30 protein-coding genes are annotated in these 25,152 nt (G+C 46.4%); all 30 read left to right on the top strand.

Going from position 1 to position 25,152, the window contains the following annotated elements; translation table 11 throughout:
• Positions 1-3 precede the first annotated feature (3 nt).
• Positions 4-1,572, top strand: a complete 1,569-nt coding sequence (gene fliF, locus MKY22_RS10175) for a flagellar basal-body MS-ring/collar protein FliF (RefSeq protein WP_341088667.1) — start codon at positions 4-6, stop codon at positions 1,570-1,572.
• A 4-nt stretch (positions 1,573-1,576) separates the two neighbouring features.
• Positions 1,577-2,584, top strand: a complete 1,008-nt coding sequence (gene fliG / locus MKY22_RS10170) for a flagellar motor switch protein FliG (protein ID WP_050677479.1) — start codon at positions 1,577-1,579, stop codon at positions 2,582-2,584.
• Positions 2,568-3,305 (top strand): FliH/SctL family protein, encoded by a 738-nt coding sequence (locus MKY22_RS10165; protein ID WP_341088665.1) that lies wholly within the window; start codon positions 2,568-2,570, stop codon positions 3,303-3,305. Before fliG ends, MKY22_RS10165 begins: the two co-directional genes overlap by 17 nt.
• Positions 3,298-4,611: a flagellar protein export ATPase FliI gene (gene fliI / locus MKY22_RS10160; RefSeq protein WP_133207506.1), complete on the top strand. Its 1,314-nt coding sequence runs from the start codon at positions 3,298-3,300 to the stop codon at positions 4,609-4,611. Before MKY22_RS10165 ends, fliI begins: the two co-directional genes overlap by 8 nt.
• A gap of 12 nt (positions 4,612-4,623) precedes the next feature.
• Complete coding sequence (locus tag MKY22_RS10155) at positions 4,624-5,058, top strand: flagellar export protein FliJ (RefSeq protein WP_133207505.1); 435 nt, start codon at positions 4,624-4,626, stop codon at positions 5,056-5,058.
• Positions 5,055-5,597, top strand: coding sequence for a magnesium transporter MgtE N-terminal domain-containing protein (locus MKY22_RS10150; RefSeq protein ID WP_341088661.1), 543 nt, complete (start codon positions 5,055-5,057; stop codon positions 5,595-5,597). The genes MKY22_RS10155 and MKY22_RS10150 overlap by 4 nt, the downstream gene beginning before the upstream one ends.
• 13 nt (positions 5,598-5,610) lie before the next feature.
• Positions 5,611-6,729 carry a flagellar hook-length control protein FliK gene (locus MKY22_RS10145; RefSeq protein WP_341088659.1) on the top strand — a complete coding sequence of 373 codons (1,119 nt, stop codon included), beginning with the start codon at positions 5,611-5,613 and terminating at the stop codon, positions 6,727-6,729.
• Positions 6,722-7,192, top strand: coding sequence for a flagellar hook capping FlgD N-terminal domain-containing protein (locus tag MKY22_RS10140; protein WP_047393808.1), 471 nt, complete (start codon positions 6,722-6,724; stop codon positions 7,190-7,192). Before MKY22_RS10145 ends, MKY22_RS10140 begins: the two co-directional genes overlap by 8 nt.
• The gene (gene flgG, locus MKY22_RS10135) at positions 7,192-8,046 is read left to right on the top strand and encodes a flagellar basal body rod protein FlgG (RefSeq protein WP_214727177.1); all 855 of its coding nucleotides are present in this window, start codon (positions 7,192-7,194) and stop codon (positions 8,044-8,046) included. Before MKY22_RS10140 ends, flgG begins: the two co-directional genes overlap by 1 nt.
• Positions 8,043-8,279, top strand: a complete 237-nt coding sequence (locus MKY22_RS10130; RefSeq protein WP_029342067.1) for a flagellar FlbD family protein — start codon at positions 8,043-8,045, stop codon at positions 8,277-8,279. Before flgG ends, MKY22_RS10130 begins: the two co-directional genes overlap by 4 nt.
• Positions 8,254-8,703: a flagellar basal body-associated FliL family protein gene (locus MKY22_RS10125; protein ID WP_029342066.1), complete on the top strand. Its 450-nt coding sequence runs from the start codon at positions 8,254-8,256 to the stop codon at positions 8,701-8,703. The genes MKY22_RS10130 and MKY22_RS10125 overlap by 26 nt, the downstream gene beginning before the upstream one ends.
• Before the next feature lie 9 nt (positions 8,704-8,712).
• Positions 8,713-9,696, top strand: a complete 984-nt coding sequence (gene fliM / locus MKY22_RS10120; RefSeq protein WP_029342065.1) for a flagellar motor switch protein FliM — start codon at positions 8,713-8,715, stop codon at positions 9,694-9,696.
• A gap of 1 nt (position 9,697) precedes the next feature.
• Positions 9,698-10,837 (top strand): flagellar motor switch phosphatase FliY, encoded by a 1,140-nt coding sequence (gene fliY, locus MKY22_RS10115; RefSeq protein WP_341088654.1) that lies wholly within the window; start codon positions 9,698-9,700, stop codon positions 10,835-10,837.
• 12 nt (positions 10,838-10,849) lie between these two features.
• Positions 10,850-11,215: a response regulator gene (locus MKY22_RS10110; protein WP_029342063.1), complete on the top strand. Its 366-nt coding sequence runs from the start codon at positions 10,850-10,852 to the stop codon at positions 11,213-11,215.
• Complete coding sequence (locus MKY22_RS10105) at positions 11,212-11,703, top strand: flagellar biosynthetic protein FliO (protein ID WP_341088651.1); 492 nt, start codon at positions 11,212-11,214, stop codon at positions 11,701-11,703. The genes MKY22_RS10110 and MKY22_RS10105 overlap by 4 nt, the downstream gene beginning before the upstream one ends.
• The gene (fliP, locus tag MKY22_RS10100; protein ID WP_035407016.1) at positions 11,700-12,368 is read left to right on the top strand and encodes a flagellar type III secretion system pore protein FliP; all 669 of its coding nucleotides are present in this window, start codon (positions 11,700-11,702) and stop codon (positions 12,366-12,368) included. Before MKY22_RS10105 ends, fliP begins: the two co-directional genes overlap by 4 nt.
• 11 nt (positions 12,369-12,379) lie before the next feature.
• Positions 12,380-12,652: a flagellar biosynthesis protein FliQ gene (gene fliQ, locus MKY22_RS10095; protein ID WP_023468705.1), complete on the top strand. Its 273-nt coding sequence runs from the start codon at positions 12,380-12,382 to the stop codon at positions 12,650-12,652.
• Positions 12,649-13,416: a flagellar biosynthetic protein FliR gene (gene fliR / locus MKY22_RS10090; RefSeq protein ID WP_341088649.1), complete on the top strand. Its 768-nt coding sequence runs from the start codon at positions 12,649-12,651 to the stop codon at positions 13,414-13,416. Before fliQ ends, fliR begins: the two co-directional genes overlap by 4 nt.
• A gap of 4 nt (positions 13,417-13,420) precedes the next feature.
• Positions 13,421-14,512 (top strand): flagellar biosynthesis protein FlhB, encoded by a 1,092-nt coding sequence (flhB, locus tag MKY22_RS10085; RefSeq protein ID WP_035407021.1) that lies wholly within the window; start codon positions 13,421-13,423, stop codon positions 14,510-14,512.
• Positions 14,513-14,526: 14 nt separating this feature from the next.
• Positions 14,527-16,551 carry a flagellar biosynthesis protein FlhA gene (gene flhA, locus MKY22_RS10080; RefSeq protein ID WP_290751359.1) on the top strand — a complete coding sequence of 675 codons (2,025 nt, stop codon included), beginning with the start codon at positions 14,527-14,529 and terminating at the stop codon, positions 16,549-16,551.
• 45 nt (positions 16,552-16,596) lie between these two features.
• Complete coding sequence (locus tag MKY22_RS10075) at positions 16,597-17,598, top strand: flagellar biosynthesis protein FlhF (protein ID WP_341088644.1); 1,002 nt, start codon at positions 16,597-16,599, stop codon at positions 17,596-17,598.
• Positions 17,598-18,449, top strand: coding sequence for a MinD/ParA family protein (locus MKY22_RS10070; protein ID WP_341088641.1), 852 nt, complete (start codon positions 17,598-17,600; stop codon positions 18,447-18,449). Before MKY22_RS10075 ends, MKY22_RS10070 begins: the two co-directional genes overlap by 1 nt.
• A 21-nt stretch (positions 18,450-18,470) precedes the next feature.
• Complete coding sequence (locus MKY22_RS10065; protein ID WP_341088640.1) at positions 18,471-20,474, top strand: chemotaxis protein CheA; 2,004 nt, start codon at positions 18,471-18,473, stop codon at positions 20,472-20,474.
• Between the two features lie 11 nt (positions 20,475-20,485).
• Positions 20,486-20,914: a chemotaxis protein CheW gene (locus tag MKY22_RS10060; protein WP_029342054.1), complete on the top strand. Its 429-nt coding sequence runs from the start codon at positions 20,486-20,488 to the stop codon at positions 20,912-20,914.
• Positions 20,907-21,515, top strand: a complete 609-nt coding sequence (locus MKY22_RS10055; protein WP_029342053.1) for a chemotaxis protein CheC — start codon at positions 20,907-20,909, stop codon at positions 21,513-21,515. The genes MKY22_RS10060 and MKY22_RS10055 overlap by 8 nt, the downstream gene beginning before the upstream one ends.
• Positions 21,508-21,990: a chemotaxis protein CheD gene (locus tag MKY22_RS10050; RefSeq protein ID WP_341088638.1), complete on the top strand. Its 483-nt coding sequence runs from the start codon at positions 21,508-21,510 to the stop codon at positions 21,988-21,990. The genes MKY22_RS10055 and MKY22_RS10050 overlap by 8 nt, the downstream gene beginning before the upstream one ends.
• 13 nt (positions 21,991-22,003) lie before the next feature.
• The gene (locus tag MKY22_RS10045; protein WP_047393832.1) at positions 22,004-22,777 is read left to right on the top strand and encodes a FliA/WhiG family RNA polymerase sigma factor; all 774 of its coding nucleotides are present in this window, start codon (positions 22,004-22,006) and stop codon (positions 22,775-22,777) included.
• Positions 22,774-23,217: a hypothetical protein gene (locus tag MKY22_RS10040; RefSeq protein ID WP_341088636.1), complete on the top strand. Its 444-nt coding sequence runs from the start codon at positions 22,774-22,776 to the stop codon at positions 23,215-23,217. The genes MKY22_RS10045 and MKY22_RS10040 overlap by 4 nt, the downstream gene beginning before the upstream one ends.
• Before the next feature lie 129 nt (positions 23,218-23,346).
• Positions 23,347-24,081 (top strand): 30S ribosomal protein S2, encoded by a 735-nt coding sequence (rpsB, locus tag MKY22_RS10035; protein WP_012370721.1) that lies wholly within the window; start codon positions 23,347-23,349, stop codon positions 24,079-24,081.
• 82 nt (positions 24,082-24,163) lie between these two features.
• A complete protein-coding gene (gene tsf, locus MKY22_RS10030; protein WP_023468693.1) occupies positions 24,164-25,045 on the top strand; it encodes a translation elongation factor Ts in 882 nt (293 codons plus the stop codon).
• The last annotated feature ends 107 nt before the right edge of the window (positions 25,046-25,152 follow it).

Here is a 25,152-nt window from a genome sequence, read left to right as displayed (position 1 = left end):
TGAATGAACGAACGAATAAAAGCTCGATTCGGAGCAATGAATACGACATGGAAAGAGTGGTCACTTGCGAAGAAGGCGACGATTTTAGGAATCATCGTCGTCGTTTTAGCGGTGTTGATTGTTGCGATCATCTGGTTATCTAAACCAACAATGACGCCTCTTTATTCGAAGCTATCCCCTCAAGAGGCGGGGCAAGTGACGGAAAAGCTAAATGAAGATGGAATCGCATCGGAAGTCGTCACTGAAGCAAATGGCGTGACGATACTTGTTCCAGAAGCAAACGTTGAAAACTTAAAAGTCGAATTAGCGACGGCTGGTATACCAAAATCCGGTCAAATCGACTATTCCTTCTTCAGTGAAAACGCTGGATTCGGAACGACGGATAAAGAGATGAACATTCTCGAACGCGATACGATGCAGACGGAACTTGAAAACTTGATCACACAAGTTAATGGGATCGAGTCAGCAAAAGTCATGATCACTCTCCCGGAGAAGAGTGTTTTTCTATCTGATGAAAAGGAATCTTCAACGGTTTCTGTCGTCTTGACTTCTAGCGCGGGTAGTAATCTTAACAATCAGACGGTTCAAGGGTTGTATCATTTGATTGCAAAGAGTATTCCAAACCTTAAAGAAGAAAACATTACGATCATGGATCAGTATTTTACGTATTACGAGCCAGGATCTGCTACGCAAACGGCGGGTGGAACCGATCCGATGGCGCTGAAGAAAACGACGGAAAACGATTTACGCAAGCAGATTCAGCAGATGCTATCTGTCGTTCTCGGTCCACAAAAAGCACTCGTTTCAGTTACGGCAGATGTCGATGTCACGAAACGTCAGGAAGAACAAAAGCTTGTTGAGCCAGTAGATCCCGATAAAATCGAAGGGATCGTCACGTCTGCTGAAAAAGTAGCAGAAGCGTACACAGGCTCTGCAAATGCTGGTACAGCAGGTACGGGGCAAAATGAGACGACGAATTTCCCGGCGGGTACTGGAACGACGGGTGATACGAGTGAGAAAACACACGATATCATCAACTATGAAGTCAATCGAATCACAAAACAAATCACAGGAGCTCCTTACGAGATTCGTGATTTAGGAATTCAAATCATCGTCGAGCCACCAAAAGGTCAGAATCAGATCGATCCACAACTACAAACGGACTTACAGACGATGATGTACTCGATCATCCGGACATCATTAACGAAGACAGATGCGAAAGCAACGCTGACGGATGCAGAACTTGCCAATAAGGTCGTTGTCATGTCTCGACCATTCGCGGAAACGACGGCAGCGACGAAAACGACGACGGCAACACCGGTGTGGGTTTGGTTCGCCCTTGGTGGAGCGGCAATCCTCGTCATTGGAGCAGTCATCCTCCTCATGCGTCGACGGAGAGCGAATGAAATCGAAGAACTTGAGGAATGGACACCGATTGAGACGGAAATTCCGGAATTATCAACAGAAGATACGAGCGATGGTGCAGTCAAACGCAAACAGCTTGAAAAACTCGCTGAATCCAATCCGGATGAGTTTGCGAAATTATTACGTACTTGGTTAGCGGAGGATTGATGAGATGAAGAAGCTAGAAATGAACAGTCGGGAAAAGGCTGCGATTCTCATGATTTCGTTAGGTCCTGAAGTCGCTGCCAGTGTATATAAACATTTATCGGAAGAAGAGATGGAATGGTTGACCCTTCAAATCTCAAGTATGAAACGAGTCGATCCAGAAGATAAGTTAGTCGTTCTCGATGAGTTTCATGAACTAGCGATGGCGCAAAACTACATCACTCAAGGTGGAATTGGGTTTGCTAAATCGGTTCTTGAGAAGGCGCTAGGTGAAGAAAAGGCGATGGAACTCATCTATCGCCTGACATCGACGTTACAAGTCCGACCGTTTGAGTTTGCACGAAAGGCAGACCCAAAACAGCTATTGAACTTCATTCAAAATGAACATCCGCAAACAATCGCGCTTGTTCTTGCCCATCTTGATCCTGCCAAATCAGGACAGATTCTCTCGGAGCTACCGGCAGAAGCACAATCCGATGTAGCACGGCGGATTGCGACGATGGACAGAATGAACCCGGAGATCATTAGCGAAGTAGAGCAAATTCTCGAACGGAATCTGTCACAAGCAGGTATGCAAGATTTTGCGCAGTCTGGCGGTATCGAGGCGGTCGTTCAAGTATTGAACGGGGTCGACCGGACAACGGAACGAACGATCCTCGATACGCTCGAGATTCAGGATCCGGAACTCGCAGAAGAGATCAAAAAACGGATGTTCGTCTTCGAAGATATCGTCACGCTCGATGCACGGGCGATTCAGCGCATCATTCGCGAAGTATCGAACGAAGATCTACTGTTGGCACTCAAAGTATCGTCAGACGACGTCAAGGATATGGTCTACCGCAACATGTCACAACGGATGGTCGAATCGTTCAAAGAGGATATGGAATTCATGGGTCCTGTTCGTCTCCGAGACGTCGAAGAAGCACAAAGTCGAATCGTCGGAATCATCCGCCGCTTAGAAGACATGGGTGAGATCGTCGTGGCTCGTGGTGGAGGAGATGATATTGTTGTCTAACGTCATCAAAAGACAAGCTGTGATTGAACGACAGGAACGAACACTCGTTCAAGTCCGAAATGCTCAGGAAGAATTGGCAATCGTTCCAGATACGTTCTATGAAGAGCGGATGGCAGAAGGTCACGCTGAACTAGAACGTCTTCGCCAGACGATGGTTCTAGAGTTTGAACAGCGTCAGCGTGAGTTTGAACAAGAACGTCTTCAGGCATTAGAGGAAGCACGTCAACGAGGATATGAAGAAGGACACCAGGCTGGATTTGAAACAGGACGTGCGGAAGGACAAGCAACGTTCGAAGAGCAAATCGCAACGACAAATACGTTTACTGCACGAATCGAAGAGCAAAATCAAGAGCGATTGATGCGATTGGAGCATGAATTGTGTGTTCTTGGACTCCAGGTGACGCATCAGTTTCTAGAGCAGTTACACGATGAAGAAGAAGAGGCATTATACCAATTATTACATCAGTTGATCATTCAGTTCCGAGATCGTGAAAAGATCATTATCTACGCTTCACCAGCGGATTTTGAACGGGTCGTTCTGCTTGAAGAGCAACTCCAAGGTGTTCTAGGTGCTAATGCGACGATTCAATTACGATTTGATCCAGCGCTTAAAGCACGCGATTATCGGATCGACTCGGAGAATGGAGCAATCACAGGTGGTTTGACAAGTGGCTTTGAAGCCCTACAAACCAAAATCAAAGAGGTTTTACATCATGTTTAACGTAAATGCGATTCAAGCCGCAGTTCGAGAAATTCGTCCGGAAGAACTCGTTCAGCATTCCGGAAAGGTCGTACAAGTGATTGGATTGATGATTGAATCACGTGGACCAACGGCTGTCGCAATCGGCGAGCGTTGTTTGATCCAAATTCAACAACGGCAGACGATTGAAGCGGAAGTCGTCGGTTTTAGAGAAGGTCACGTCCTACTTATGCCGTATGGTGAAACGACATCGATTGCTCCAGGCTCGATTGTTCTTGCGACAGGAAAACCACTCCACGTCCCTGTAGGGGATGAACTGATCGGTAAGGTGCTCGATGGTCTAGGGAGACCACTGGATGGGGAGTCATTAGAAAATTTACGTACGACATCAATCGTTCGTAAACCACCTAGTCCGTTGGAGCGACCTCGTATCAGTGATGTTCTCTCGACGGGCATCCGTGCCATCGATGGGCTACTAACAGTCGGTCAAGGGCAACGCGTTGGTTTATTTGCAGGATCAGGAGTTGGGAAGTCGACACTACTCGGTATGATTGCAAAACGATCTACAGCAGACATCAACGTCATTGCCTTGATTGGTGAACGAGGACGCGAAGTCAAGGAATTCGTGGAGGCAGAACTCGGTGAAGAAGGAATGAAACGCTCCATCTTGGTCGTAGCGACAAGTGATCAACCGCCACTTGTTCGTCTAAAAGGCGCCTATACGGCAACAGCTATCGCTGAACACTTTCGGGATCAAGGTAAGAATGTGGTCTTGATGATGGACTCTGTCACACGTTTTGCGATGGCACAACGAGAAATTGGTCTTGCGACAGGTGAACCGCCTGCGTCAAAAGGGTATACACCAAGCGTTTTTGCTCTTCTTCCTCAGTTACTCGAACGTAGCGGGAAAACGCAAGATGGCTCGATTACGGCTTTTTATACTGTGCTCGTCGATGGAGACGACATGAATGAACCGATTGCTGACGCTGTACGAGGGATCTTAGATGGTCATTTCGTTCTTGATCGTAATCTTGCGAACAAAGGACAGTTTCCGGCGATTCATGTCTTACGATCCATCAGTCGTGTCATGAATCAAATCACGACTGCTGAACAAAAGACAGCTGCCGTCGCATTTCGACAGCTGTTATCGACGTATCTTGATTCGGAAGACTTAATCAATATCGGCGCCTACAAAAAAGGGACGAACCCAGAAATTGATCGTGCCGTTGATAAATATCCGGAGCTGATCCGTTTTTTAAAACAACAAATCCATGAAGACAGTGACTTCGAGAAAGCTTGTCAGCAACTCATGACAACGATTCAGTAAGGAGGACGGAAGATGAAGACGATTTATGAACGAATCATTCCTTTGGCTGAAGCAGAGAAAGATCGCGTCGCAAAAGAATTGAGCCTTCATAAAAAACAATATGAGATCGAAGTCGAAAAACTATACCATCTACTCGTCCGTTATGAATCCTTTCTGAAAGCGCAAGATGAGATTGGTATCGTCGAATTAACGTCTTCGCAATATCGAGAGCGGGCTCGAGATGTCGTGAAGCAAGAAATCGAACGGCAACAACTGTACGTGACACAATCGAAAAATCGCTATGAACGCACACAGGAAGCACTCGAACGAGCGTTGATCGAGGAGAAGAAGTTTAGTCGTCTGCAAGAGAATCATACGGTTGAAACGAAACGAATCGAGGCATTGACGGAACAAAATCAATTAGATGAACTGGCATTGTTACAGTTTGGAAGAGGACGGATGATATGAGTGAAAATAAAACGTCAAAAGGATGGATCTTACCTTTATTGATCATCCCTTTGATTTTAATCTTGCTGACAGCTTATTTCGTATTAAATTATGCGAATGGACGTCCATTGCTATCCTTACCGTTCGCAACGGAAAAAACGACTACGAATCAAGCAAATCCGTCAGTAGAACTCGAACGTCGTCTGAAAGTAGCGAATCAAGAAATCAAGAAACTACGCAATCAAAGCAAGGAACAATCGGATACTTTAAAAGCTAAAGAACAGGAAGTTGAACGTTTGATTGCTGAGAGGGATCAGTTAAAACAGATACCTGCGCAAACAACGGATCAAACAAAAACGACGAAGAAAAAAACAGCATCCGTGACGGATGTATATGCTGAAATGGCACCAAAGGATGCTGCGCTCATCTTAAACGAACTTAGTCCGACAGAAGTCGTACCGATCATCGAGGACATCGATGCGGAACAACAGGCGGCGATCATTGCCAAGATGGATGCTAAAAAAGCGGCGGCCTTAACACAGCTACTCGCGACGAAGTAAGGAGGGAAGCCAGATGAACATGACGGAAGTAATACAATCATCCTCCCCGAACTTGAATACTGGAACAGGGAAAAAAGGAGAGATGACCACGGTTGGTGGTCAATTTGCTTCGTTACTGGATTATCTGACGAAGTTACCAACAACGTCATCGTCACCGGTCTCAGCTGATTTGACAGCACTCGAGACAAAAGTGGAGACACCACTATTACCGGATTGGATACAAGAACTCGTAGATCAACCGGACGAGCTTCTCTCTTTACTGAAACAACCGGAAGTAGAGACGTTAAAACAAGAACCAAAGAAAATGGAACAACTACTAGCGTTCGTCAAACAATTGCTTGAGGGAAATGTCGAGCAGGCGAAAAATCAGTTCGATCAATTGCCACCATTGCTTCAGCAAGTCGTCTTGCAGACAGTAACGAACGATACGATCAAAATGAAAGATCATCATACGAACAACTTAAAACAACCATTACTTCCTACGATTGAAGGAGACATTTCCGCGTTGCCTGTGAAACAGACGCTCCCGCAAACTGGTCCTATTGTCGAAACGCTCAAGTCGGACACTGTAGCTGTAGCTGAGCAGGCAAAAGGAAAGACACCGCTTCCGTTGGCATTCGCTTCACTCATGCGAAAAGCGACCATGCCCGTTGATCCAGAAGGAAAAGTCGCGCCGACTCTAATGAGCATGCCGATTTACAAAGGTACTCCGTTGCAAACGATTCGTCCAGTACCGCTACCCGTACCAGAACAGATTCAACAACGAATCGAAGCCGCACTTCAGCAAGCACCGTTCTTAAAAGGTGCTGACGGGTCAACGCGATTGTCGATTCGTCTTTATCCAGAGCAGCTTGGAGAGGTCGTCGTTCAACTCGATCGTAAGGAGGGGGCATTGACCGTCAAACTGTTTGCAAGTACTGAGCAAGCGAAACAATCGATTGAGCAACAACTCGGAAAATTGCAGACAGCCTTACACCAGCAGACGCCGGTCGTGAAGATCGAGACGGGGATGATTGCTTCTAGTGCACGGGAGTTTCAACAGTCCTTCACACGTGATCAGCAGGAGCATGAGTCTCCTTATCAAGAAACACCCGCTTCAGTAGAGGAAGAAGAGGAGGAAGACGATGACTGATGCAATCAAAACAGAGGGTACTTCATACCAGCTTCCTGAAAAGTCACAAGTACCGACGAATAAAGCAATGGATAAAGATATGTTCATGAAAATTCTGATTGCCCAGCTGTCGAATCAGGACCCGACGGCACCGATGGAAGATAAGGATTTCATTGCTCAGATGGCGCAGTTTTCTTCACTTGAACAGATGCAAGCAATCGGGAAGACGATGGACACGATGGTCTTGAACCAACATGCGACGGCGTTATTATCCTACAGCAATCTGATTGGTAAGAACGTCAGTTATGAAGCAGAGTCAAAGACGACCGATGCTTCTGGAGCGGAACAGACGACGACCGTCGAAGAGACAGCCAGTGTCGTTAGTGTAAAACGGGATGGGCTGGATATCATGGCCGAACTATCGAACGGAAAACAGATCAGTGTATACGAGTTGACGCAGATTCAATCAAAGGAGGAAAAATAATGTTACGTTCAATGTATTCAGGAATCAGTGGGCTTAAGAACTTCCAGACGAAACTGGATGTCGTCGGGAATAACATCGCGAACGTCAACACGTTCGGTTATAAAAAAGGACGGGTGACGTTTAAGGATCTCGTCAGCCAATCGGTCGGTTCATCATCCGGTGCAGGCGGCAATGTCGGTGGGACGAACCCGAAACAGGTCGGTCTGGGAGCATCGATGTCAACAGTCGATAATGTGTATAACCAAGGTGCGCTTCAAAATACGGGTCGCGTTCTCGATGTCGGGATCTCTGGGGAAGGATTCTTCCAAGTCGTCACAGCGGAAGGGATTCGTTATACGCGTTCTGGTAACTTCTATACGGATCTTGATGGAAACTTAGTTACCGGCGACGGAAACTATTTAATTGGTAGTGACTCTCAAGCAATTGCAGATGGCGAGACACCACCGGTACCCCTTCCGGAAGCAGGTGGTGCAGGATTCCAAAAACTAAAAGTACCAACGGATGCACGTAACTTATCAATCGGTAAAGACGGTCTCGTCACTTACGTCGATACGACAGGAGCATTACAAAACGTCGGTTATATCACGATCGCGAACTTTGCTAACCCAGGTGGTTTAGAAAAATCAGGTGTCAACGTGTTCGCAGCGTCGCAAAACTCAGGTGAGCCAGTACTTGGAACACCGAGCTTAAACGGAATGGGTCAATTGACATCTGGAACGCTCGAAATGTCAAACGTCGATTTATCAGAAGAATTCACGGAGATGATCATTGCCCAACGTGGTTTCCAAGCGAATACGCGAATCATTACGACTTCTGACCAAGTTCTTGAGGAATTGGTCAACCTGAAACGATGATTACGCTAACGACATTACGTAATGCACCACTCGTACTAAACGCTATTCTGATTGAATCAGTCCGTTCCACTCCGGATACGACGATTCAACTCGTTGGCGGACAGATTTATGTCGTGAAGGAATCAATAGAAGAGGTCAAGGCAATCGCAATCGCTTTTTATCAACAAATCGGATTAGCGGGCTTGAACAGTGTAAGGAGGCTCGAAGATGGCCGAGGAAAAGAAGAAGAGTAAACTAAAAATCCCTTTAATCATGATCATTGTCGCAGCACTGATGGTTGGGGCAGGTTATATGATCATGAATTACTTTTTAGCTAATGATACGACAGAAGCAAAAGTCGAACAGCCGACGGGTGAAGAACTTGATGCACGAAGTCTTCAGACAGACGACTTGACGACGAATATCGCTGATGAACGTTTTTTGAATGTCCAATTTACGATCGTTACAGACGATCAAGCAACGCGTGATGATTTAGAATTACGAAAGTTTCAAATCAATAACATCATCTTAGGTGATTTATCTGCGATGAAAAAGTCGGACTTAGATTCAAAAGCGGATATGGAAAAGCTCGAAGAACGGTTACGGATGCAGTTCAAGAAGCTCATCCAAGAAGGTGATGTCCAGCGTGTCTATACGACGAAAAAAATCATCCAGTGAGGTGGCAGCATGAGCGAAGTATTATCCCAACATGAAATCGATGCCTTGCTATCAGCCATTTCAAGCGGAGATATGGAAGTCGAGGAAATCCGAAGCCAAGAGGAGCAGCGCCGTGTCAAAGTCTATGACTTTAAACGAGCGCTCCGCTTCTCAAAAGATCAATTACGGAATTTGACGCGTATCCATGAACAGTTCGCCCGAGTGTTGACGACGCATTTTTCTGCACAACTTCGGACGTACGTCCAGTTCACGGTCAATACAGTCGAGCAACTCCCGTACGATGAATTCATTCATTCCATTCCGAACATGACTTTGATCAATCTAGTGAACCTTCATCCGCTTGATGGAAAAGTCTTGTTCGAAGTCAATCCGAACATTGCTTATGCGATGCTCGATCGATTACTTGGAGGACCGGGTGAAGGGATGAACAAGATTGAAAATTTGACGGAAATCGAGACGCGTATTCTGACACAATTGTTTAAACGTGCCTTCGTCCAATATGGCGCCGCTTGGGAGTCGGTGACGGAAGTCGAGGCGGAGTACGACGATTTAGAAATCAATCCGCAGTTTCTACAGCTCGTTTCTCCGAATGAGACGGTCATCCTCGTTTCGATTTACGTAACGGTTGGAGAAGTGAGCGGTACGTTGAATGTCTGTTTGCCGTTCGTGACCCTTGAATCCGTTCTTCCGAAATTATCAAGTCATTATTGGATGCAACAAGAAAAGCGAACGACAGCAGATAATCAAGAGTCTGAACACATGCAAACGCAGTTGATGAGTTCCGTCGTCGATTTAAAAGCAGTGCTCGGCCAAACAGAGCTATCGTTTGGTGAATTGTTACACCTCGAAGTAGGCGATTGTTTATCCCTGAAGACGCGAGCCTCGGATGCCGTCGATGTATTCGTCGATGACCGGAAGATGTTCAAAGCCCGACCGGGACTAAACGGGAAACACCTCGCTTTGCAAGTCTTACAACGAATTGAGGAGGAATAACATGAGCGATATGCTTTCGCAAGATGAAATCGATGCGTTGTTACGCGGAACGCCATCAAACGATGAACCGCAAGATTCGGACGCAGAGGAAATATTAGATGATATGGAAATCGATGCGCTAGGGGAAGTCGGAAACATCTCACTTGGGAATTCAGCAACGGCCTTATCGGCATTGTTGAATCAAAAAGTAGAAATCACGACACCACATGTTCGGATGATTTCGATGGAAGAATTACGAAGTCGTTATCCGATTCCGCACGTCGCGTTGCGTGTCGGTTATACAGAAGGATTTAAAGGAGAAAATGTCCTGATCCTGACACAGCGAGATGCTTCTGTCATCGCGAACCTGATGATGGGAGGCGATGGTGTCATTGATGAATCGCTTGAGATGGATCCGATTGCTCTATCTGCTGTACAGGAAGCGATGAATCAGATGATGGGAGCTGCTGCGACATCGATGTCGACAGTGTTCTCCATGCGAATCGATATCTCACCACCTGCTGTTGAAATTTTTGATTTTTCACAAGATAAGAGCATCGTCGATAGCTTTTCTCTTTGGGAGAACATGGTCATCATCGAGTTTGATTTGAAGATTGGCACGATGATCGATTCAAAAATCGTTCAATTAGCACCACTGGATTTCTCGAAACAATTGATTCAAAAACTCTTTAGCGCGAGTACGACCCAACAAGCAGAACCTGCACCACAAGCAACGGCACAAGCGCAACCAGAACAACCACAACCACAAGCGCAACCGACACCGGCACCGGCACCAGCGATGGAACAACGAACGGTCGTCCCACCACCTGAACCGAAAGCAACGCCAGTCGGTGTCAGTCCGGTTCAATTTAGTCAGTTAGGTGAGATGGAAGTAGAGGGCACGCCAGGAAATATCGGAATGTTATATGATGTTCCGTTGAACGTCACGGTTGAGTTAGGACGGACACGCCGCTCCGTTCGTGACATATTGGAATTAACACAAGGTTCTGTCATCGAGCTAGATAAACTGGCAGGGGAACCAGTTGACGTTCTTGTCAACAATACATTGATCGCAACGGGTGAAGTGGTCGTCATCGAAGAGAACTTCGGTGTACGCATTACGGAAATCGTAAATACAAAAGAACGTCTTCGGATGTTCTAAGGAGGAACTAATATGAGTGCAAAAGTATTAATCGTAGACGACGCCGCTTTCATGCGGATGATGATCAAGGAAATCCTATCGAAGAACGGCTATGATGTCGTCGGTGAAGCAGAAAACGGACGCGAAGCGGTCACGAAGTATAAGGAATTGACACCGGACCTCGTCACGCTAGACATTACGATGCCTGAGATGGACGGAATCTCTGCGCTTAAAGAAATCAAAGCATTCAATCCTGCCGCTAAAGTCATCATGTGTTCAGCGATGGGGCAACAGTCGATGGTCATCGACGCGATTCAAGCAGGTGCAAAAGATTTCATCGTCAAACCGTTCCAAGCGGATCGTGTGCTTGAAGCGGTCTCGAAAACTGTCTCGTCATGAAAAAAGTGACTTTGCTGATTTGTCTTCTGTTTCTGCTGACACTTCCTGTACAGGCTGAAACGGTCGAAGAAAAATTAAATCCAACCAAGAACGATGCACCGACGACTCAGCAAGTCGATGAGAGTCCTTCCATGGCGTTGACTATCTTCAAAGGAGTCGTCGTTCTCATCGTTTTGATCGGCGGATTCATCCTCGTGACACGATTCATTCATGAACGGACACGAGGTGTGAGACATTCTGGTCGATTGACTCATCTAGGTGGTGTACCACTAGGAAAGGATCGATCCGTCCAGTTAGTGAAGGTGCAGGACAAGATTTATGTCGTCGGTGTTGGAGAGAACGTACAGTTGTTAGATACACTTGATGATTTAGAGGGATATGAGCCGATGGATCTTGAAGAGTCTTCATCTAAAACGGGATCTTCACCGTTTCTTGAGACATTCAAACAACAACTCGAACAATTGCAAAAGAATCGAGGACGCTCATGAACACGATTGAAAACCTGATCTCACTTGATACTCCTTCAGGAACGGCGACATCGATCAAACTACTTGTATTGCTGACATTATTGTCGTTAGCCCCTTCATTACTGATCTTGATGACTTGTTTTACGCGTGTCGTCGTCGTGTTGTCTTTTGTCCGTTCTGCCCTTGGAACACAACAAACGCCGCCGAACCAGCTACTCGTTGGACTGGCACTGTTCATCACGCTGTTCGTCATGTCACCCGTTTTATCAGAATTGAACACGACAGCCTTGAAACCGTATATGGCAGATAAAATCAGTCAAGATGAGGCATTTGATAAAGCAGGAGATACGATGAAACGCTTCATGTCAAAACACACGCGAACGAATGATTTAGAGTTGTTCTTAAAATACGGCAATTATGAAAAACCGAAAAAGATTGAAGATATCCCACTCGTCGCACTCGTTCCAGCATATGCTATTAGTGAATTGAAGACGGCTTTTCAAATCGGATTCATGATCTTCATTCCATTCCTTGTCATTGATATGGTCGTCTCGAGTGTCTTGATGTCGATGGGGATGATGATGTTACCGCCGGTCATGATTGCCTTACCGTTTAAACTTTTGTTATTTATTTTAGTCGATGGCTGGCACCTGATCGTTGAATCACTGCTCGTCAGTATGCGTTAGGGGGAGAGAAGATGACTCAAGAAATGATTATTCAGTTGGCAAGCTCTGCTGTCTGGACATTACTCAAAGTATCAGCTCCCTTATTACTCGTCTCGCTCGTCGTCGGTCTGCTCGTCAGTATTTTGCAGGCGACGACACAGATTCAGGAACAGACGCTATCGTTCGTTCCGAAGATCGTTGCCGTATTTTTAGCACTCGTTTTTTTCGGACCATGGATCATGCAGGAATTACAGACTTTTACGATTGACTTATTTAAGCAAATCGCTGAGGTTTCCCGCAAATGACGTTACTATCTTTCCTGAGTGTTTTTTTGCTCGTCTTTGGACGAATCGTCGGTTTTCTTGTCGCGGCTCCATTGTTTTCCTCAAAGCAATTACCAGCGCAACATAAATTAGCGCTTGCGGCCGGTCTTGCTTACTTTGCGAGTTACGCTGTAAAGACAGACGTTCGAGTAGAAGACTTCGATTTTTTCTTTCGGATGGGAACGGAAGTTTTAGTGGGTCTAGCGCTTGGCTTACTTGCTAGTTTTTTATTGTATGCGCCACAAATTGCCGGTTCGATCATCGATTTGCAGATGGGTCTCGCGATGGCTTCCGCTTATGACCCGATGTTTGGTGGACAGTCACCGATCGTCGGACGATTTTATTACATGTTGACGTTACTTGTTCTACTCGCTTCTGATATGCATTTAATCCTGCTTGACGGAATCTACACGAGTTTTCAAATCTTTCCACCGGGCAGTCTGCTTGCGGTATCGGGCGACGCTGGGATGAGTCTTGTCATCCGGGTCGTTGGGCTTGCCATGTTAACTGCGTTACAAATGGCGATGCCACTTGTCGTTTCCCTATTTTTAGTGGATCTCGCACTCGGATTCCTCGCGAAGACGGCACCTCAGTTCAATATTTTTGCGATTGGTTTTTCCGTCAAACTGTTAATGGGATACGCGATTCTGTTTTTATTAGCAGGAGCGACGATCACAGGAATCGGTCGATTCGTTCCATTGTTGCAAGATGTACTTGCAGACGCCATTCGATTACTAGGAGGTTAAGGACATGCATTCATATCGATTACGCCTTGATCTTCAGTACTTCGCTGGTGAGAAGACGGAAAAAGCGACACCTCGAAAGCGGGATGACTCGCGTAAAAAGGGACAGGTCGCAAAATCAGCAGATTTAACGAGCAGTTTTATGTTATTCGCGATGTTTCTCGTCCTCTATTTTTTTGGTCCGTTTCTAGGACGGCGTTTCGTTCTCGTCCTGCAAGATGGTCTTAGTGCTAGTCAAGTCCTGCAAGCGGTCGAAGAAGGACGAGTTGAACAGATTCTCATCGAGATGCTGATGCAAATGGGGATTTTAGTCGCACCTTTCTTTTTAACAGCGGTCGTGATTGGTATTCTCGGAAACTTCGTTCAAATCGGTGTGCTCTTAAGCGGTGAGGCGATTCAGCCGAAACTGGACCGGATCAATCCGCTTCAAGGCGTCAAACGGATCGTGAGCGTCAAAGCACTCGTCGAGTTTTTGAAATCGGTCTTTAAATTGCTGGTGATCGGTGTAACAAGCGGAACAGTCTTATGGAACAACAAGGTCGAGATCTCGAGATTGACCTCGGAACCGATTGGCGATGCGTTAGCTATCATTGGTCATTTAACATTTTTACTCGGTTTATCGGTCAGTATCGCCTTGATCGCGTTAGCCATTCTGGACTTCGCATATCAAAAATTTGATTTTGAAAAGTCGATCCGAATGAGTAAGCAGGATTTAAAGGATGAGCATAAAAACACAGAGGGTGACCCTCAAATCAAAGGAAAGATTAAACAACAACAACGGGAGATGGCGATGCGGCGGATGATGCAAGAAATACCAAATGCCGACGTCGTCATCACGAACCCGACCCATTATGCGGTAGCGATCCAATACGATGACGGTAAACATATGGCACCGATCGTCGTTGCGAAAGGCGTAGATGCTGTCGCGTTCCGGATTCGGGAGAAGGCGACAGCAGCTGAGGTCCCGATTGTTGAAAACCGTCCGCTCGCGCGGGCGTTGTTCGCTCAATCAGAAATTGGTATGGCAGTGGATGAAACGTTCTATCAGGCGCTCGCTGAAACACTCGCCTTTGTCTATCAACTGAAACAAGCAAAATGAAAGGATGAAGCATCATGAGTATATCAACAAGAGATTTAACGGTCCTGCTAGGCGTCATCATGATCGTCTTCATGCTCGTCATTCCACTGCCCGCTATCATGCTCGACTTTTTGATCATCATCAATATTCTCATTGCCTTGATGGTATTGCTCGTTGCGATGAATGCCAAAGAGGCACTAGAGTTTTCTGTCTTTCCAACATTGTTATTGATCGTTACCTTGTTTCGTCTTGCGCTTAACGTCTCGACGACACGGGCAATCCTGTCAAACGGAAACGGTGGCGAAGTCATCGAGGCTTTCGGTAACTTTGTGGTCGGCGGTAAGCCGCTCGTCGGCTTCGTCGTCTTCTTGATTCTCGTCTTAATCCAGTTCCTCGTCATCACGAAGGGTTCGGAACGGGTCTCGGAAGTGTCGGCACGTTTTACGCTTGATGCGATGCCAGGGAAACAGATGGCAATCGATGCTGACTTGAATTCCGGTATGATCGATGAATTACAAGCTCGGACCCGCCGCCAAAAAATCCAGTCTGAAGCAGACTTTTACGGTGCGATGGATGGTGCCTCGAAGTTCGTTAAAGGAGATGCGATCGCCGGTATCATCATTGTCATCATTAACTTGATCTTCGGAATGATCATCGGTGTCGTTCAGCAAGGTTTACCGATGGCAGATTCAGTCGAACTGTACACGTTACTGACGGTCGGAGACGGTCTTGTCAGTCAGATCCCAGCCCTTTTAATTTCGGTGGCGACCGGGATCATCGTCACGCGCTCGACTTCAGATGGAAACCTCGGTGAGGATGTCATCGGTCAATTGGCACGGACACCTTTACTTGTCGGAATCGCAGCTGGGGCAATCTTCTTTCTCGGATTGTTCACGGCGATTCCCGACTACGTCACGATGCCGATTGCAGCCCTGTTCGGCTTCTTCGCTTGGCGGATGAAGCAGACGACGAAGACGATGCAAGAAGAAGTTGCGGTCGAAGAAGCACCGAGTGAAAACTTACGATCAAGCGAATCAGTCATTTCCTTACTCAATGTCGATACGATTGAATTCGAATTCGGTTACGGATTGATTCCACTCGCTGATGAAGCCCAAGGCGGCGATTTACTCGATCGTGTCGTCATGATTCGTCGGCAGCTAGCGCTTGAACTTGGATTCGTTCTACCGACCGTTCGGATTCGCGATCATCTGCAGTTATCCCCGAACCAGTATCGAATCAAGATTCGCGGAAGTGAGATGGCAAGTGGTGAGCTTTTACTGGATCATTACTTAGCGATGAGCCCAGGTGTCGATGATCCAGAAATTCGAGGTATCGAAACGGTCGAACCAGCCTTTGGTATGCCAGCACTCTGGATTGATGAACAGACACGTAGTCGAGCAGAGATGTCAGGGTATACGGTCGTTGATCCACCATCTGTCGTCGCGACACATTTGACGGAGCTCTTGAAGAAACATGCCGCTGAATTACTCGGACGAGAAGAGACGAAACAATTGGTCGACCATTTGAAGGAATCGCATCCGATTCTAGTCGAAGAAGTCACACCACAGCTGTTATCGATCGGTGAACTTCAAAAAGTATTCGTTCAATTACTAAAAGAAAAAGTCTCGATTCGAAATCTACCATTGATTTTCGAAACGCTCGCAGATTATGCAGCTGTGACGAAAGACAGCGAATTGCTCGCGGAATATGTTCGTCAATCCTTATCGCGTCAAATTACGGAACAGGTCATGCAAGGAGATGTCTTGCACGTCGTGACGATCTCAAGTGAGATGGAACTGGATATCCAGTCGGCCATCCAAAAGACTGAGTTCGGTAATTATTTAGCGCTTGATCCCGAAAAGGCGACACGTTTCATCGAGACGTTGCAAGAGCGAGCAATGGAATTCGAACGATACGGGGCGCATCCGATCATCCTGACTTCTCCAAGTATCCGGATGTTCGTTCGTCAATTGACAGAACGCTATTTTCCAGATATTCCGATTTTGTCCTATAACGAATTAATGCCGACGATCGAAGTCAAGAGTATTGGGGTGATTTAAGAGATGATAGTCAAAAAAGTCACGGCGGATTCTGTTAGCGAGGCCATGGAACGGATCAAACGCGAACTCGGGAACGATGCCATTATATTAAATACTCGCCACATCAAAGTGGGCGGATTCTTTGGTTTATTTGCGAAGAAAAAAGTGGAACTGGTTGCATCGGTGGATGAACATGTCTCAAGCGAACCTGTCGTCTCAAAGCAAGCAACGAGTCGGAAGGACATTGTGGAAACCATCCAACCGATCCCTATGCGTCCAACGATCGTTACGATCGGCGAACGACCATTGCCAAAAGAATTGCGACATTATGCGCCGCTGTTGGCAGAACCAGCGTTACAACAGGTGTCTGAACGATTGCATGAGCGATTACTGACTGCGTACTATCAAACGCAGCAAACGGAATTAACCGATCTCTTGACGGAAGAAGTGAAGTCGGCATTGCGCGTGACGCCGTCGACTGCACGTTATGTCATGCTGACAGGACCGACTGGTGTCGGAAAGACAACGACCATCGCTAAACTCGCTGCACATCATACGCTCATTAAAAATCAACGAGTTGGTCTCATCACAACCGATACATACCGGATCTCAGCGATTGAACAACTGAAGACATATGCCGACATATTAGGTATTCCGATTCATGTTGCATACGACCTGGAAGATTTCGAACGAGCGAAGCAGGCGCTAGCTTCATGCGATATCGTACTTGTCGATACAGCGGGACGGAATTTCCTTGACGAAGCATATGTAGAGCAATTACGAAGTCGTCATGACTTTGAGGATACGGATGTATTCTTAGTTCTTAGTTTGACATCGAAATACCGAGATTTATTACAGATCCACGATCGTTTCAGTAAGATTCCCTTATCAGGGATCGTTTTTTCGAAAGCAGATGAAACAAGTGAACTGTGGTCGATGTTTGGGCTTATGACAGAGACGGAGTTACCAATCTATTGCGTGACAACGGGTCAAGAAGTGCCAGAAGACATCACGTTCGCTACGGCGGATGAGTTATCCCGAATGATCGTCGAGAGAGGGATGAGATGATGCGAGAAGATCAAGCACGTGTCTTACGATCAAAAGTGACCGTCAAGGAAACGAAGACGATTGCCATCGTGAGTGGAAAAGGTGGCGTCGGAAAAACGAATGTCGCGGTGAATCTTGGCGTGGCATTATCGTTACAAGAAAAACGAGTACTCTTGATTGATCTTGATATCGGGATGGCGAACATTGGTATTCTATTCGGTAAATCATCGAAGTCATCCTTGATGGAATGCGTCAAACGACGAGAATCACTCCAGCACGCAATCGTTGAACAGTCTCCATCCCTTCATTTCATTCATGGCGGGAGTGGATTTGCGGAACTGACGAATCTGACGAAGGAGGATGTCGTGTTCCTACTGCGGGAATTCCAATTTTTCTATGAGTATGATTTTGTGTTGCTTGATTTAGGAGCCGGCGCCAATCATCAGACGTTCGATTTTATCAGTAGTGCAGACGAAGCCTGGTTGATCGTCACGCCAGAGCCGACTTCAATCATGGACGGTTATGCGTTCGTCAAACTGGCACACCATCATGCGACGGATCTTCCGATTTCCGTAGTCGTCAATCGGGCGACGAATGGTGGAGAAGCACTTGAAACGTTTGATCGACTGGCGCTCGTCAGCCAACAATTTTTACAAAAACCACTGCGCTTTACCGGTTTTTTGCCGGAAGATCCGACAGTCGTCAAAGCAGTCAAGGCACAGATGCCATTTTACTTGATGGATCGAACGAGTGACGTCAGTTGGCGACTCGATCATATCACGACGTCTCTAACAGGTGTACAAGTCAAAGAACGGAAGTTTTTAGATCGATTGTTACATCGTCTGAAAAAACGAAAAGATCATGTCCGTTAAGATTAAAGGAGGGTATCAGTCATGGACTTAAATGAATATGTGGGGTTGTTCCTCGATGAGTCGATGGAGCATTTACAAGCTATTAACACAAGCTTATTGGTTTTTGAAGAACGATTAGACGATGAAGCGGTCATCGATCAAATTTTCCGTTCTGCCCATACGCTAAAAGGAATGGCAGGAACGATGGGATATGATGCGATCGCTGATTTGACGCATGAGATGGAGAGCGCCCTTGATTTAGTCAGATCAAAGAAACAACCCGCTACAGCTGAGTTGATCGATGTCCTATTCGTTGCTGCTGAACAACTGGAAACGATGGTAGAAGACATCAGTCGCGGTGGAAAAGGGAAACTTGACGTTACGGAAACAGTGAGACGATTACAGCAGTTCATTCGTCCCGAACAAGAAGAGATCATTTCGGTTACTCCATCAACTGCACCATCAACATTCGAATGTGATGTCTATTCGGAAGCGGTCGTCAAACAATCGATTGCGTCCGGTTATCAAGCCTATATCGTCCAAGTCGAACTTTCAGCAGACGTCATCTTAAAAGCGGCACGTGTCTACATGGTCTTTGATCGTTTACAACAGCTCGGAGATGTCATTTTGTCGAATCCGACATCTGATGAACTGGAGCAAGAACATTTTGAGACGTCATTCTCTGTTTTATTCGTGACGCAACAAGAGCAATCGGTCATTCAAGAGGCGGTTGCCTCGGTTTCTGAAGTCGCAACAGTAACGATGGACGTGTTCGAAGCAACACCAGAAGCAGAGGTGGCGACATCCACCCTTCCACAGGAAGTGCCGATTGCGACATCAGTACCTGCACCAACAGCTTCACCGGAATCACCAGAACAGACAGATTTATCTGTGCCTGTCGCTTCGAAAACGATTCGTGTCAATCTCGAGCGGATTGATCGTTTGATGAATCTGTTCGAAGAGTTCATCATCGACCGCGGACGTTTGGAGCGTATTGCAGCAGAAGTCAGCTCACCGGAATTGACAGATACGGTCGAACGGATCAAACGGGGCACGAACGAATTGCAATCACTCGTTTTAACGTTACGAATGATGCCGATCGAACAAGTATTCAACCGATTCCCACGAATGGTGCGTTCCGTTTCGAAGGATGTCGGAAAACATATCAAACTACACATTACGGGTGCTGAGACGGAACTTGATCGCACAGTCATCGATGAGATTGGTGATCCACTTGTCCACTTGATCCGTAATGCGATCGATCATGGAATTGAAAACAAAGCGGAACGGATTTTAGCGAATAAGCCGGTCGAAGGAAATCTTTCGCTTCGTGCCTACCATTCAGGAAACCGAGTCTTCATTGAGATTGAAGATGATGGAGCAGGTATCAATCACGAACGTGTCACACGGATTGCGATTGAAAAAGGATTGATCACAGAAGAAGAAGCGATGCAATTAACGATCGAAGAGGCTTCGATGCTGTTATTCGCACCTGGTTTCTCGACGGCAGAAGAAGTCACGGACTTGTCTGGTCGTGGTGTTGGTCTCGACGTCGTCAAATCGAAGATCGAATCATTGGGTGGAGAAGTGTTCGTTGAGACACGCCGCGGAGAAGGAACGATTTTCCGTATCAGTTTACCATTGACGCTCTCGATCATCTCAGCCATGCTCGTTGAGCTCGGACAAGAAACGTATGCAATTCCACTGACTGCCATCATCGAGACGACATCTTTACGTAAATCGGCGATCCTGCAAGCGCACCGGGAAAAAGTATTTGATTTCCGTGGACAATTGGTTCCACTTATTTCGCTGAATGAAGTTTACGGATTGCCACAACATGAGGCAGAAGCCTATTCGGTCGTCGTCGTCCGGAGTGGCGAAAAATTAGCAGGGTTGATCGTATCCGAATTGATCGGTCAACAGGAGATCGTCATGAAGCCACTCGGTAGTTATCTAGAAGGCATCCGTGCGATTTCTGGCGCGACGATTCTTGGAGACGGACAAGTCGCATTGATCATTGACAGCAATGCACTATTACGGAAGTGAGGGGAACGAAGATGGAACAAAAATGGGTTGTTTTTCAATTAGAAGATAATGCATACGGTATTGATGTACAGTCTGTTCGTTCAATCGAACGGCTCATCCCGATCACACGGATTCCGAACGCTGCATCCTATGTCAAAGGAGTCATCAATTTGCGAGGTGTCGTCACTCCCGTGATTGACCTGCGTGCCCGCCTTGGATTCGAATTAATGGAAGAAACGGAAGAAACACGCATCATCATCGCCACTTTGGAGCATGGGGACGCTGGATTCATCGTCGACCGGGCAAACGAAGTCGTCGAATCAACGGATGTTCGGATTGAACCGCTCAGTGAACAAAAGCAGGAGGATGCCTCGTATTTGACTGCAGTCGCAAAAGGCGATCAGCAATTGTTTTCGTTGATTGAGCCGAATCGCTTATTTGAGGACATCGTTCATGCTTAATCCAAACGAACGGGACATTTTACGGGAAGTCGGCAACATTGGAGCTGGTCACGCAGCAACAGCACTTTCGACCTTACTTGGACAACCGATTGAGATCGAAGTACCTTCCGCTGAACTTGAGGATTTCACGACGATCATCGAGCGAAGTGGAGGGGCGGAAACGTATACCGCTGGTGCATTGTTACGTTTTTCTGGCGATATTCAAGCAACGTTACTTTTTTTGATGCCACTTCGTGATGCAGAGAAGCTCGTGAGCCAATTGATGCAGACGGAATTCCACTTTTTTTCCGATTCCCACGAAATGGGGGTTTCTGCTTGGGAAGAAATTGGGAATATTTTAATAGGAGCATATGCTCGGGCTATCTCCGATTGGCTTGATTTATCATTACATGTCAGTGTTCCTGCATCAGCGTTTGATATGGTTGGTGCGTTACTTGAAGTAGCCTTACTTGAATCAACGACTCCAGGCAATATGGCTGTCTATATCGACACGCATTTGTCTAGTGCAGGAAACGATTTGACCGGACATTTACTTTTGTTGCCTGAAGCGAACGCCTTTCAGACGGTCTTCGAACGATTGGGTGTGGACTTGAATGGATGAAATCGTACGGATTGGGATTGCGGAGTACGCCATCAGTAAACGCCCCGTCATTTTACGGACGGCGGGTCTTGGATCGTGTGTAGGCGTCGTCATCTATGACCAGGAACGAGGGTTATCGAGTATGTCGCATGTCATGTTGCCTGATTCAGCGATCAGTCGGAATCGGGAGCTTGAAGTCGGAAAGTTCGCGGATACGGCAATTCTAGAGGTAGCCCGCGAATTACGAGCAAGTGGAGCCATCCGATTACGTGCGAAAATTGCGGGTGGGGCTCAGATGTTTCAATTTAAGTATGAACATGAATCAATGCGGATTGGTGAGCGAAACATCGCTGCGGTCAAAGCAATGCTTCAACAAGTCAAAATTCCACTCGTTGCCGAAGATGTTGGCGGCACGAATGGACGAACGATCGAGTTCCACTCACAATCAGGGCGTCTCGTCATCCGGACGGTGAATGTCGGGACGCTGGAAATCTAGAGGAGGAATGGTCATGCGTGAGGAATTACAACAACTTTGGGATCGATGGCTGACCACACGCGATATTGCGGTGGCAGACCTGTTACTTCACAATTATGAACCACTTGTTCAATACCACGTTCAGCGTTTAAGTGCGACGTTGCCTAAAAGTGTCGATCGAGACGAGTTGAAAAGTTTAGGGATGATGGGATTGTACGATGCGCTTCAAAAATTCGATCAAAATCATAATAATAAATTCGACACGTATGCCGCCTTTCGGATTCGAGGAGCTATTTTAGATGGGCTTCGTAAAATCGATTGGTTACCACGTTCCTTACGGGAAAAAGCAAAACGGGTCGAGGCAGCCGTCGAGATCCTTGAACAATCTTTGCAACGGACGCCGACGTTAGACGAAGTCTCTTCCATCGTCGACATGACACCGGACGAGGTCAAGGGTGCTTTAGCAGAAAGCTATTTTGCGAATGTATTATCGATCGATGAAGCAGTCACGCTACAGGATGAGGGGAAGGCGATGACCGTCTCCTATTTAGATCCAGATACTGCTACACCGGAAGATATGTTATTAATGCGGGAGTTGATCGCTAAACTGGCAGAGGAAGTCGAAGGGCTATCCGAAAAAGAACAACTTGTCGTCTCGTTGTTCTATTATGAAGAATTGACGCTTACTGAAATTGGTGAAGTCCTCGGGCTCTCGACTTCCCGTATTTCACAAATCCATTCAAAAGCGCTTCGTAAGTTGAAGAATGCGCTCGGAAGTGCCTACTTAGCAGATCGTGTCGCCATGTGAAAGGAAGAATTATGACTGTCGTTTATATTTTATTAGCTGCTCTAGTCTGTTATGCGCTGCTGGTGTTGTTTCGCCAGCAGGCAGCGCTTAAAGACCGAATTACCCGGTTGGAACGTGAAAAGAATGAGACGGAACAAGTGTTGCTTCATTTCATGGAGAACGTCAACGCCATGACGGAGACATCCGTAATTGAAGCGAACGAACAGGTTGATCAAGTACCGGACGCGTCTCCACAAATGGTGGAGGCGGCTACATACGAGAAATCAGAAACCGTCGAAATCGAACAATCCATTTCAAAAGAACCACCGTTAACGGATGTCAAGCAGGCGCTCCGAGAAGGAGCAGATCTTGAGACGCTTGCACGGTCTTTGAATCGTGGGACGGGCGAGGTTGCTTTGATTGCTAAACTTTCTCATCAAACGAAGGTTGCCCCTCGGTAATCTTTATGCTATATTAGTCTACGGTGTTAATTACGCACGCATGTATCGCCAGCTGCGGTGCCTTTAATAGGTTAGCTGGACAGACGATCATCGCGGAGGACATCCAAAACCCAAAAGGAGGAATTCATCATGGCAGTAATCTCGATGAAACAATTGTTAGAAGCTGGTGTACACTTCGGTCACCAAACACGCCGTTGGAACCCAAAAATGGCAAAATACATCTTCACAGAACGGAACGGAATCTACATCATCGACCTTCAAAAAACGGTCAAAAAAGTAGACGAAGCATACAACTTCATCCGTGAAGTAGCGTCTGAAGGCGGAAACGTTCTTTTCGTTGGTACGAAAAAACAAGCTCAAGACACTGTGAAAGAAGAAGCGATCCGTGCAGGTCAATACTTCATCAACGAACGTTGGTTGGGTGGAACTCTCACGAACTTCTCTACAATCAAAAAACGTATCAACCGTTTGAAACAACTCGAAAAAATGGAAGAGAACGGTACATTCGAAGTTCTTCCTAAAAAAGAAGTCATCATTCTTAAAAAAGAAATGACTCGTCTTGAGAAATTCCTCGGCGGTATCAAAGATATGCCAGGCGTTCCGGATGCACTCTTCATCGTTGACCCACGCAAAGAGCGTATCGCGATTGCAGAAGCACACAAACTCAACATCCCAATCGTTGCGATTGTTGATACTAACTGTGATCCAGACGAAATCGACTACGTCATCCCAGCGAACGACGATGCGATCCGTGCAGTCAAATTGCTCACTGGTAAAATGGCTGACGCAATCCTCGAAGTTAAACAAGGCGAAGATAACGTAGCACCTGAAACTACTGAAGAAGTAGTAGCAGACGCTGAGTAATTCGTGATGCCAGGTGATAAAGGGAATCGACCTTTTATCACCTTTTTTTTGAAACTAAGGATGTTATAAGGAGGAATATCGAATGGCTATTACAGCAGCAATGGTTAAAGAACTTCGTGAAAAAACAGGTGCAGGTATGCTCGACTGCAAAAAAGCACTCGTTGAAACTGACGGTGACATGAACGCAGCAGTAGATTTCTTGCGTGAAAAAGGGATTGCTAAAGCAGCAGCAAAAGGCGATCGTATCGCTGCTGAAGGGTTGACTGCAGTTGCAGTTGACGGTAACAAAGCGGCACTCGTCGAAATCAACTCAGAAACAGACTTCGTTGCGAAAAACGAACGTTTCCAAACACTCGTTCAAAATATCGCAGACGCTGTTCTCCGTAACGGTTCTGAGACTGCTGAAGCAGCTCTTGCTTCTGAATACGAAGCAGGTAAAACAATCGACACATACATCTCAGAAGAAGCTTCAACAATCGGAGAGAAAATCTCACTCCGTCGCGTAGCACTCTTCACAAAAGCAGATGACGCAGTCTTCGGTTCTTACCTCCACATGGGTGGACGCATCGGTTCAGTCGTCGTCATCGAAGGTACGACAGACGAAACAGTTGCAAAAGACGTTGCAATGCACATCGCAGCAGCACGTCCACTTTACGTTGACCGTACTTCTGTCACAGAAGAAGAAAAAGCGCGTGAAGAAAAAGTCCTCACTGAGCAAGCGTTGAACGAAGGAAAACCAGCTAACATCGTTGAAAAAATGATCGTTGGTCGTATGAACAAGTTCTTCGAGGAAATCTGCCTCGTCGATCAAACGTTCGTCAAAGATCCAGACTTCAAAGTTGGTAAATATGTAGAATCTAAAGGCGGTAAAGTCGTGTCATTCGTACGCTTCGAAGTTGGAGAAGGTATGGAAAAACGCGAAGAGAACTTCGCTGAAGAAGTTATGAACCAACTTAAAAAATAAGAATCGGGATCATCCTGATGACAAGAGAAGGAACACGTATGCTTCAATCCACTTTCGTGTGGAAGTGGTTCGTGTTCCTTTTTTACGGAATCTAGCAAGGGGGACAT

The sequence above is a fragment of the Exiguobacterium sp. FSL W8-0210 genome (genome assembly GCF_038006045.1).
Lineage (GTDB): Bacteria > Bacillota > Bacilli > Exiguobacteriales > Exiguobacteriaceae > Exiguobacterium_A.
The sequence above is the reverse complement of the archived record's forward strand: the minus strand, read 5'-3'. Positions and strand labels throughout refer to the sequence as shown.

Excerpts from the sequence above, each read along its gene's own strand:
- fliF (WP_341088667.1), top strand. The coding sequence starts at position 4 with ATGAACGAACGAATAAAAGCTCGATTCGGAGCAATGAATACGACATGG.
- fliG (WP_050677479.1), top strand. The coding sequence starts at position 1,577 with ATGAAGAAGCTAGAAATGAACAGTCGGGAAAAGGCTGCGATTCTCATG.
- MKY22_RS10165 (WP_341088665.1), top strand. The coding sequence starts at position 2,568 with ATGATATTGTTGTCTAACGTCATCAAAAGACAAGCTGTGATTGAACGA.
- fliI (WP_133207506.1), top strand. The coding sequence starts at position 3,298 with ATGTTTAACGTAAATGCGATTCAAGCCGCAGTTCGAGAAATTCGTCCG.
- MKY22_RS10155 (WP_133207505.1), top strand. The coding sequence starts at position 4,624 with ATGAAGACGATTTATGAACGAATCATTCCTTTGGCTGAAGCAGAGAAA.
- MKY22_RS10150 (WP_341088661.1), top strand. The coding sequence starts at position 5,055 with ATGAGTGAAAATAAAACGTCAAAAGGATGGATCTTACCTTTATTGATC.
- MKY22_RS10145 (WP_341088659.1), top strand. The coding sequence starts at position 5,611 with ATGAACATGACGGAAGTAATACAATCATCCTCCCCGAACTTGAATACT.
- MKY22_RS10140 (WP_047393808.1), top strand. The coding sequence starts at position 6,722 with ATGACTGATGCAATCAAAACAGAGGGTACTTCATACCAGCTTCCTGAA.
- flgG (WP_214727177.1), top strand. The coding sequence starts at position 7,192 with ATGTTACGTTCAATGTATTCAGGAATCAGTGGGCTTAAGAACTTCCAG.
- MKY22_RS10130 (WP_029342067.1), top strand. The coding sequence starts at position 8,043 with ATGATTACGCTAACGACATTACGTAATGCACCACTCGTACTAAACGCT.
- MKY22_RS10125 (WP_029342066.1), top strand. The coding sequence starts at position 8,254 with ATGGCCGAGGAAAAGAAGAAGAGTAAACTAAAAATCCCTTTAATCATG.
- fliM (WP_029342065.1), top strand. The coding sequence starts at position 8,713 with ATGAGCGAAGTATTATCCCAACATGAAATCGATGCCTTGCTATCAGCC.
- fliY (WP_341088654.1), top strand. The coding sequence starts at position 9,698 with ATGAGCGATATGCTTTCGCAAGATGAAATCGATGCGTTGTTACGCGGA.
- MKY22_RS10110 (WP_029342063.1), top strand. The coding sequence starts at position 10,850 with ATGAGTGCAAAAGTATTAATCGTAGACGACGCCGCTTTCATGCGGATG.
- MKY22_RS10105 (WP_341088651.1), top strand. The coding sequence starts at position 11,212 with ATGAAAAAAGTGACTTTGCTGATTTGTCTTCTGTTTCTGCTGACACTT.
- fliP (WP_035407016.1), top strand. The coding sequence starts at position 11,700 with ATGAACACGATTGAAAACCTGATCTCACTTGATACTCCTTCAGGAACG.
- fliQ (WP_023468705.1), top strand. The coding sequence starts at position 12,380 with ATGACTCAAGAAATGATTATTCAGTTGGCAAGCTCTGCTGTCTGGACA.
- fliR (WP_341088649.1), top strand. The coding sequence starts at position 12,649 with ATGACGTTACTATCTTTCCTGAGTGTTTTTTTGCTCGTCTTTGGACGA.
- flhB (WP_035407021.1), top strand. The coding sequence starts at position 13,421 with ATGCATTCATATCGATTACGCCTTGATCTTCAGTACTTCGCTGGTGAG.
- flhA (WP_290751359.1), top strand. The coding sequence starts at position 14,527 with ATGAGTATATCAACAAGAGATTTAACGGTCCTGCTAGGCGTCATCATG.
- MKY22_RS10075 (WP_341088644.1), top strand. The coding sequence starts at position 16,597 with ATGGAACGGATCAAACGCGAACTCGGGAACGATGCCATTATATTAAAT.
- MKY22_RS10070 (WP_341088641.1), top strand. The coding sequence starts at position 17,598 with ATGCGAGAAGATCAAGCACGTGTCTTACGATCAAAAGTGACCGTCAAG.
- MKY22_RS10065 (WP_341088640.1), top strand. The coding sequence starts at position 18,471 with ATGGACTTAAATGAATATGTGGGGTTGTTCCTCGATGAGTCGATGGAG.
- MKY22_RS10060 (WP_029342054.1), top strand. The coding sequence starts at position 20,486 with ATGGAACAAAAATGGGTTGTTTTTCAATTAGAAGATAATGCATACGGT.
- MKY22_RS10055 (WP_029342053.1), top strand. The coding sequence starts at position 20,907 with ATGCTTAATCCAAACGAACGGGACATTTTACGGGAAGTCGGCAACATT.
- MKY22_RS10050 (WP_341088638.1), top strand. The coding sequence starts at position 21,508 with ATGGATGAAATCGTACGGATTGGGATTGCGGAGTACGCCATCAGTAAA.
- MKY22_RS10045 (WP_047393832.1), top strand. The coding sequence starts at position 22,004 with ATGCGTGAGGAATTACAACAACTTTGGGATCGATGGCTGACCACACGC.
- rpsB (WP_012370721.1), top strand. The coding sequence starts at position 23,347 with ATGGCAGTAATCTCGATGAAACAATTGTTAGAAGCTGGTGTACACTTC.
- tsf (WP_023468693.1), top strand. The coding sequence starts at position 24,164 with ATGGCTATTACAGCAGCAATGGTTAAAGAACTTCGTGAAAAAACAGGT.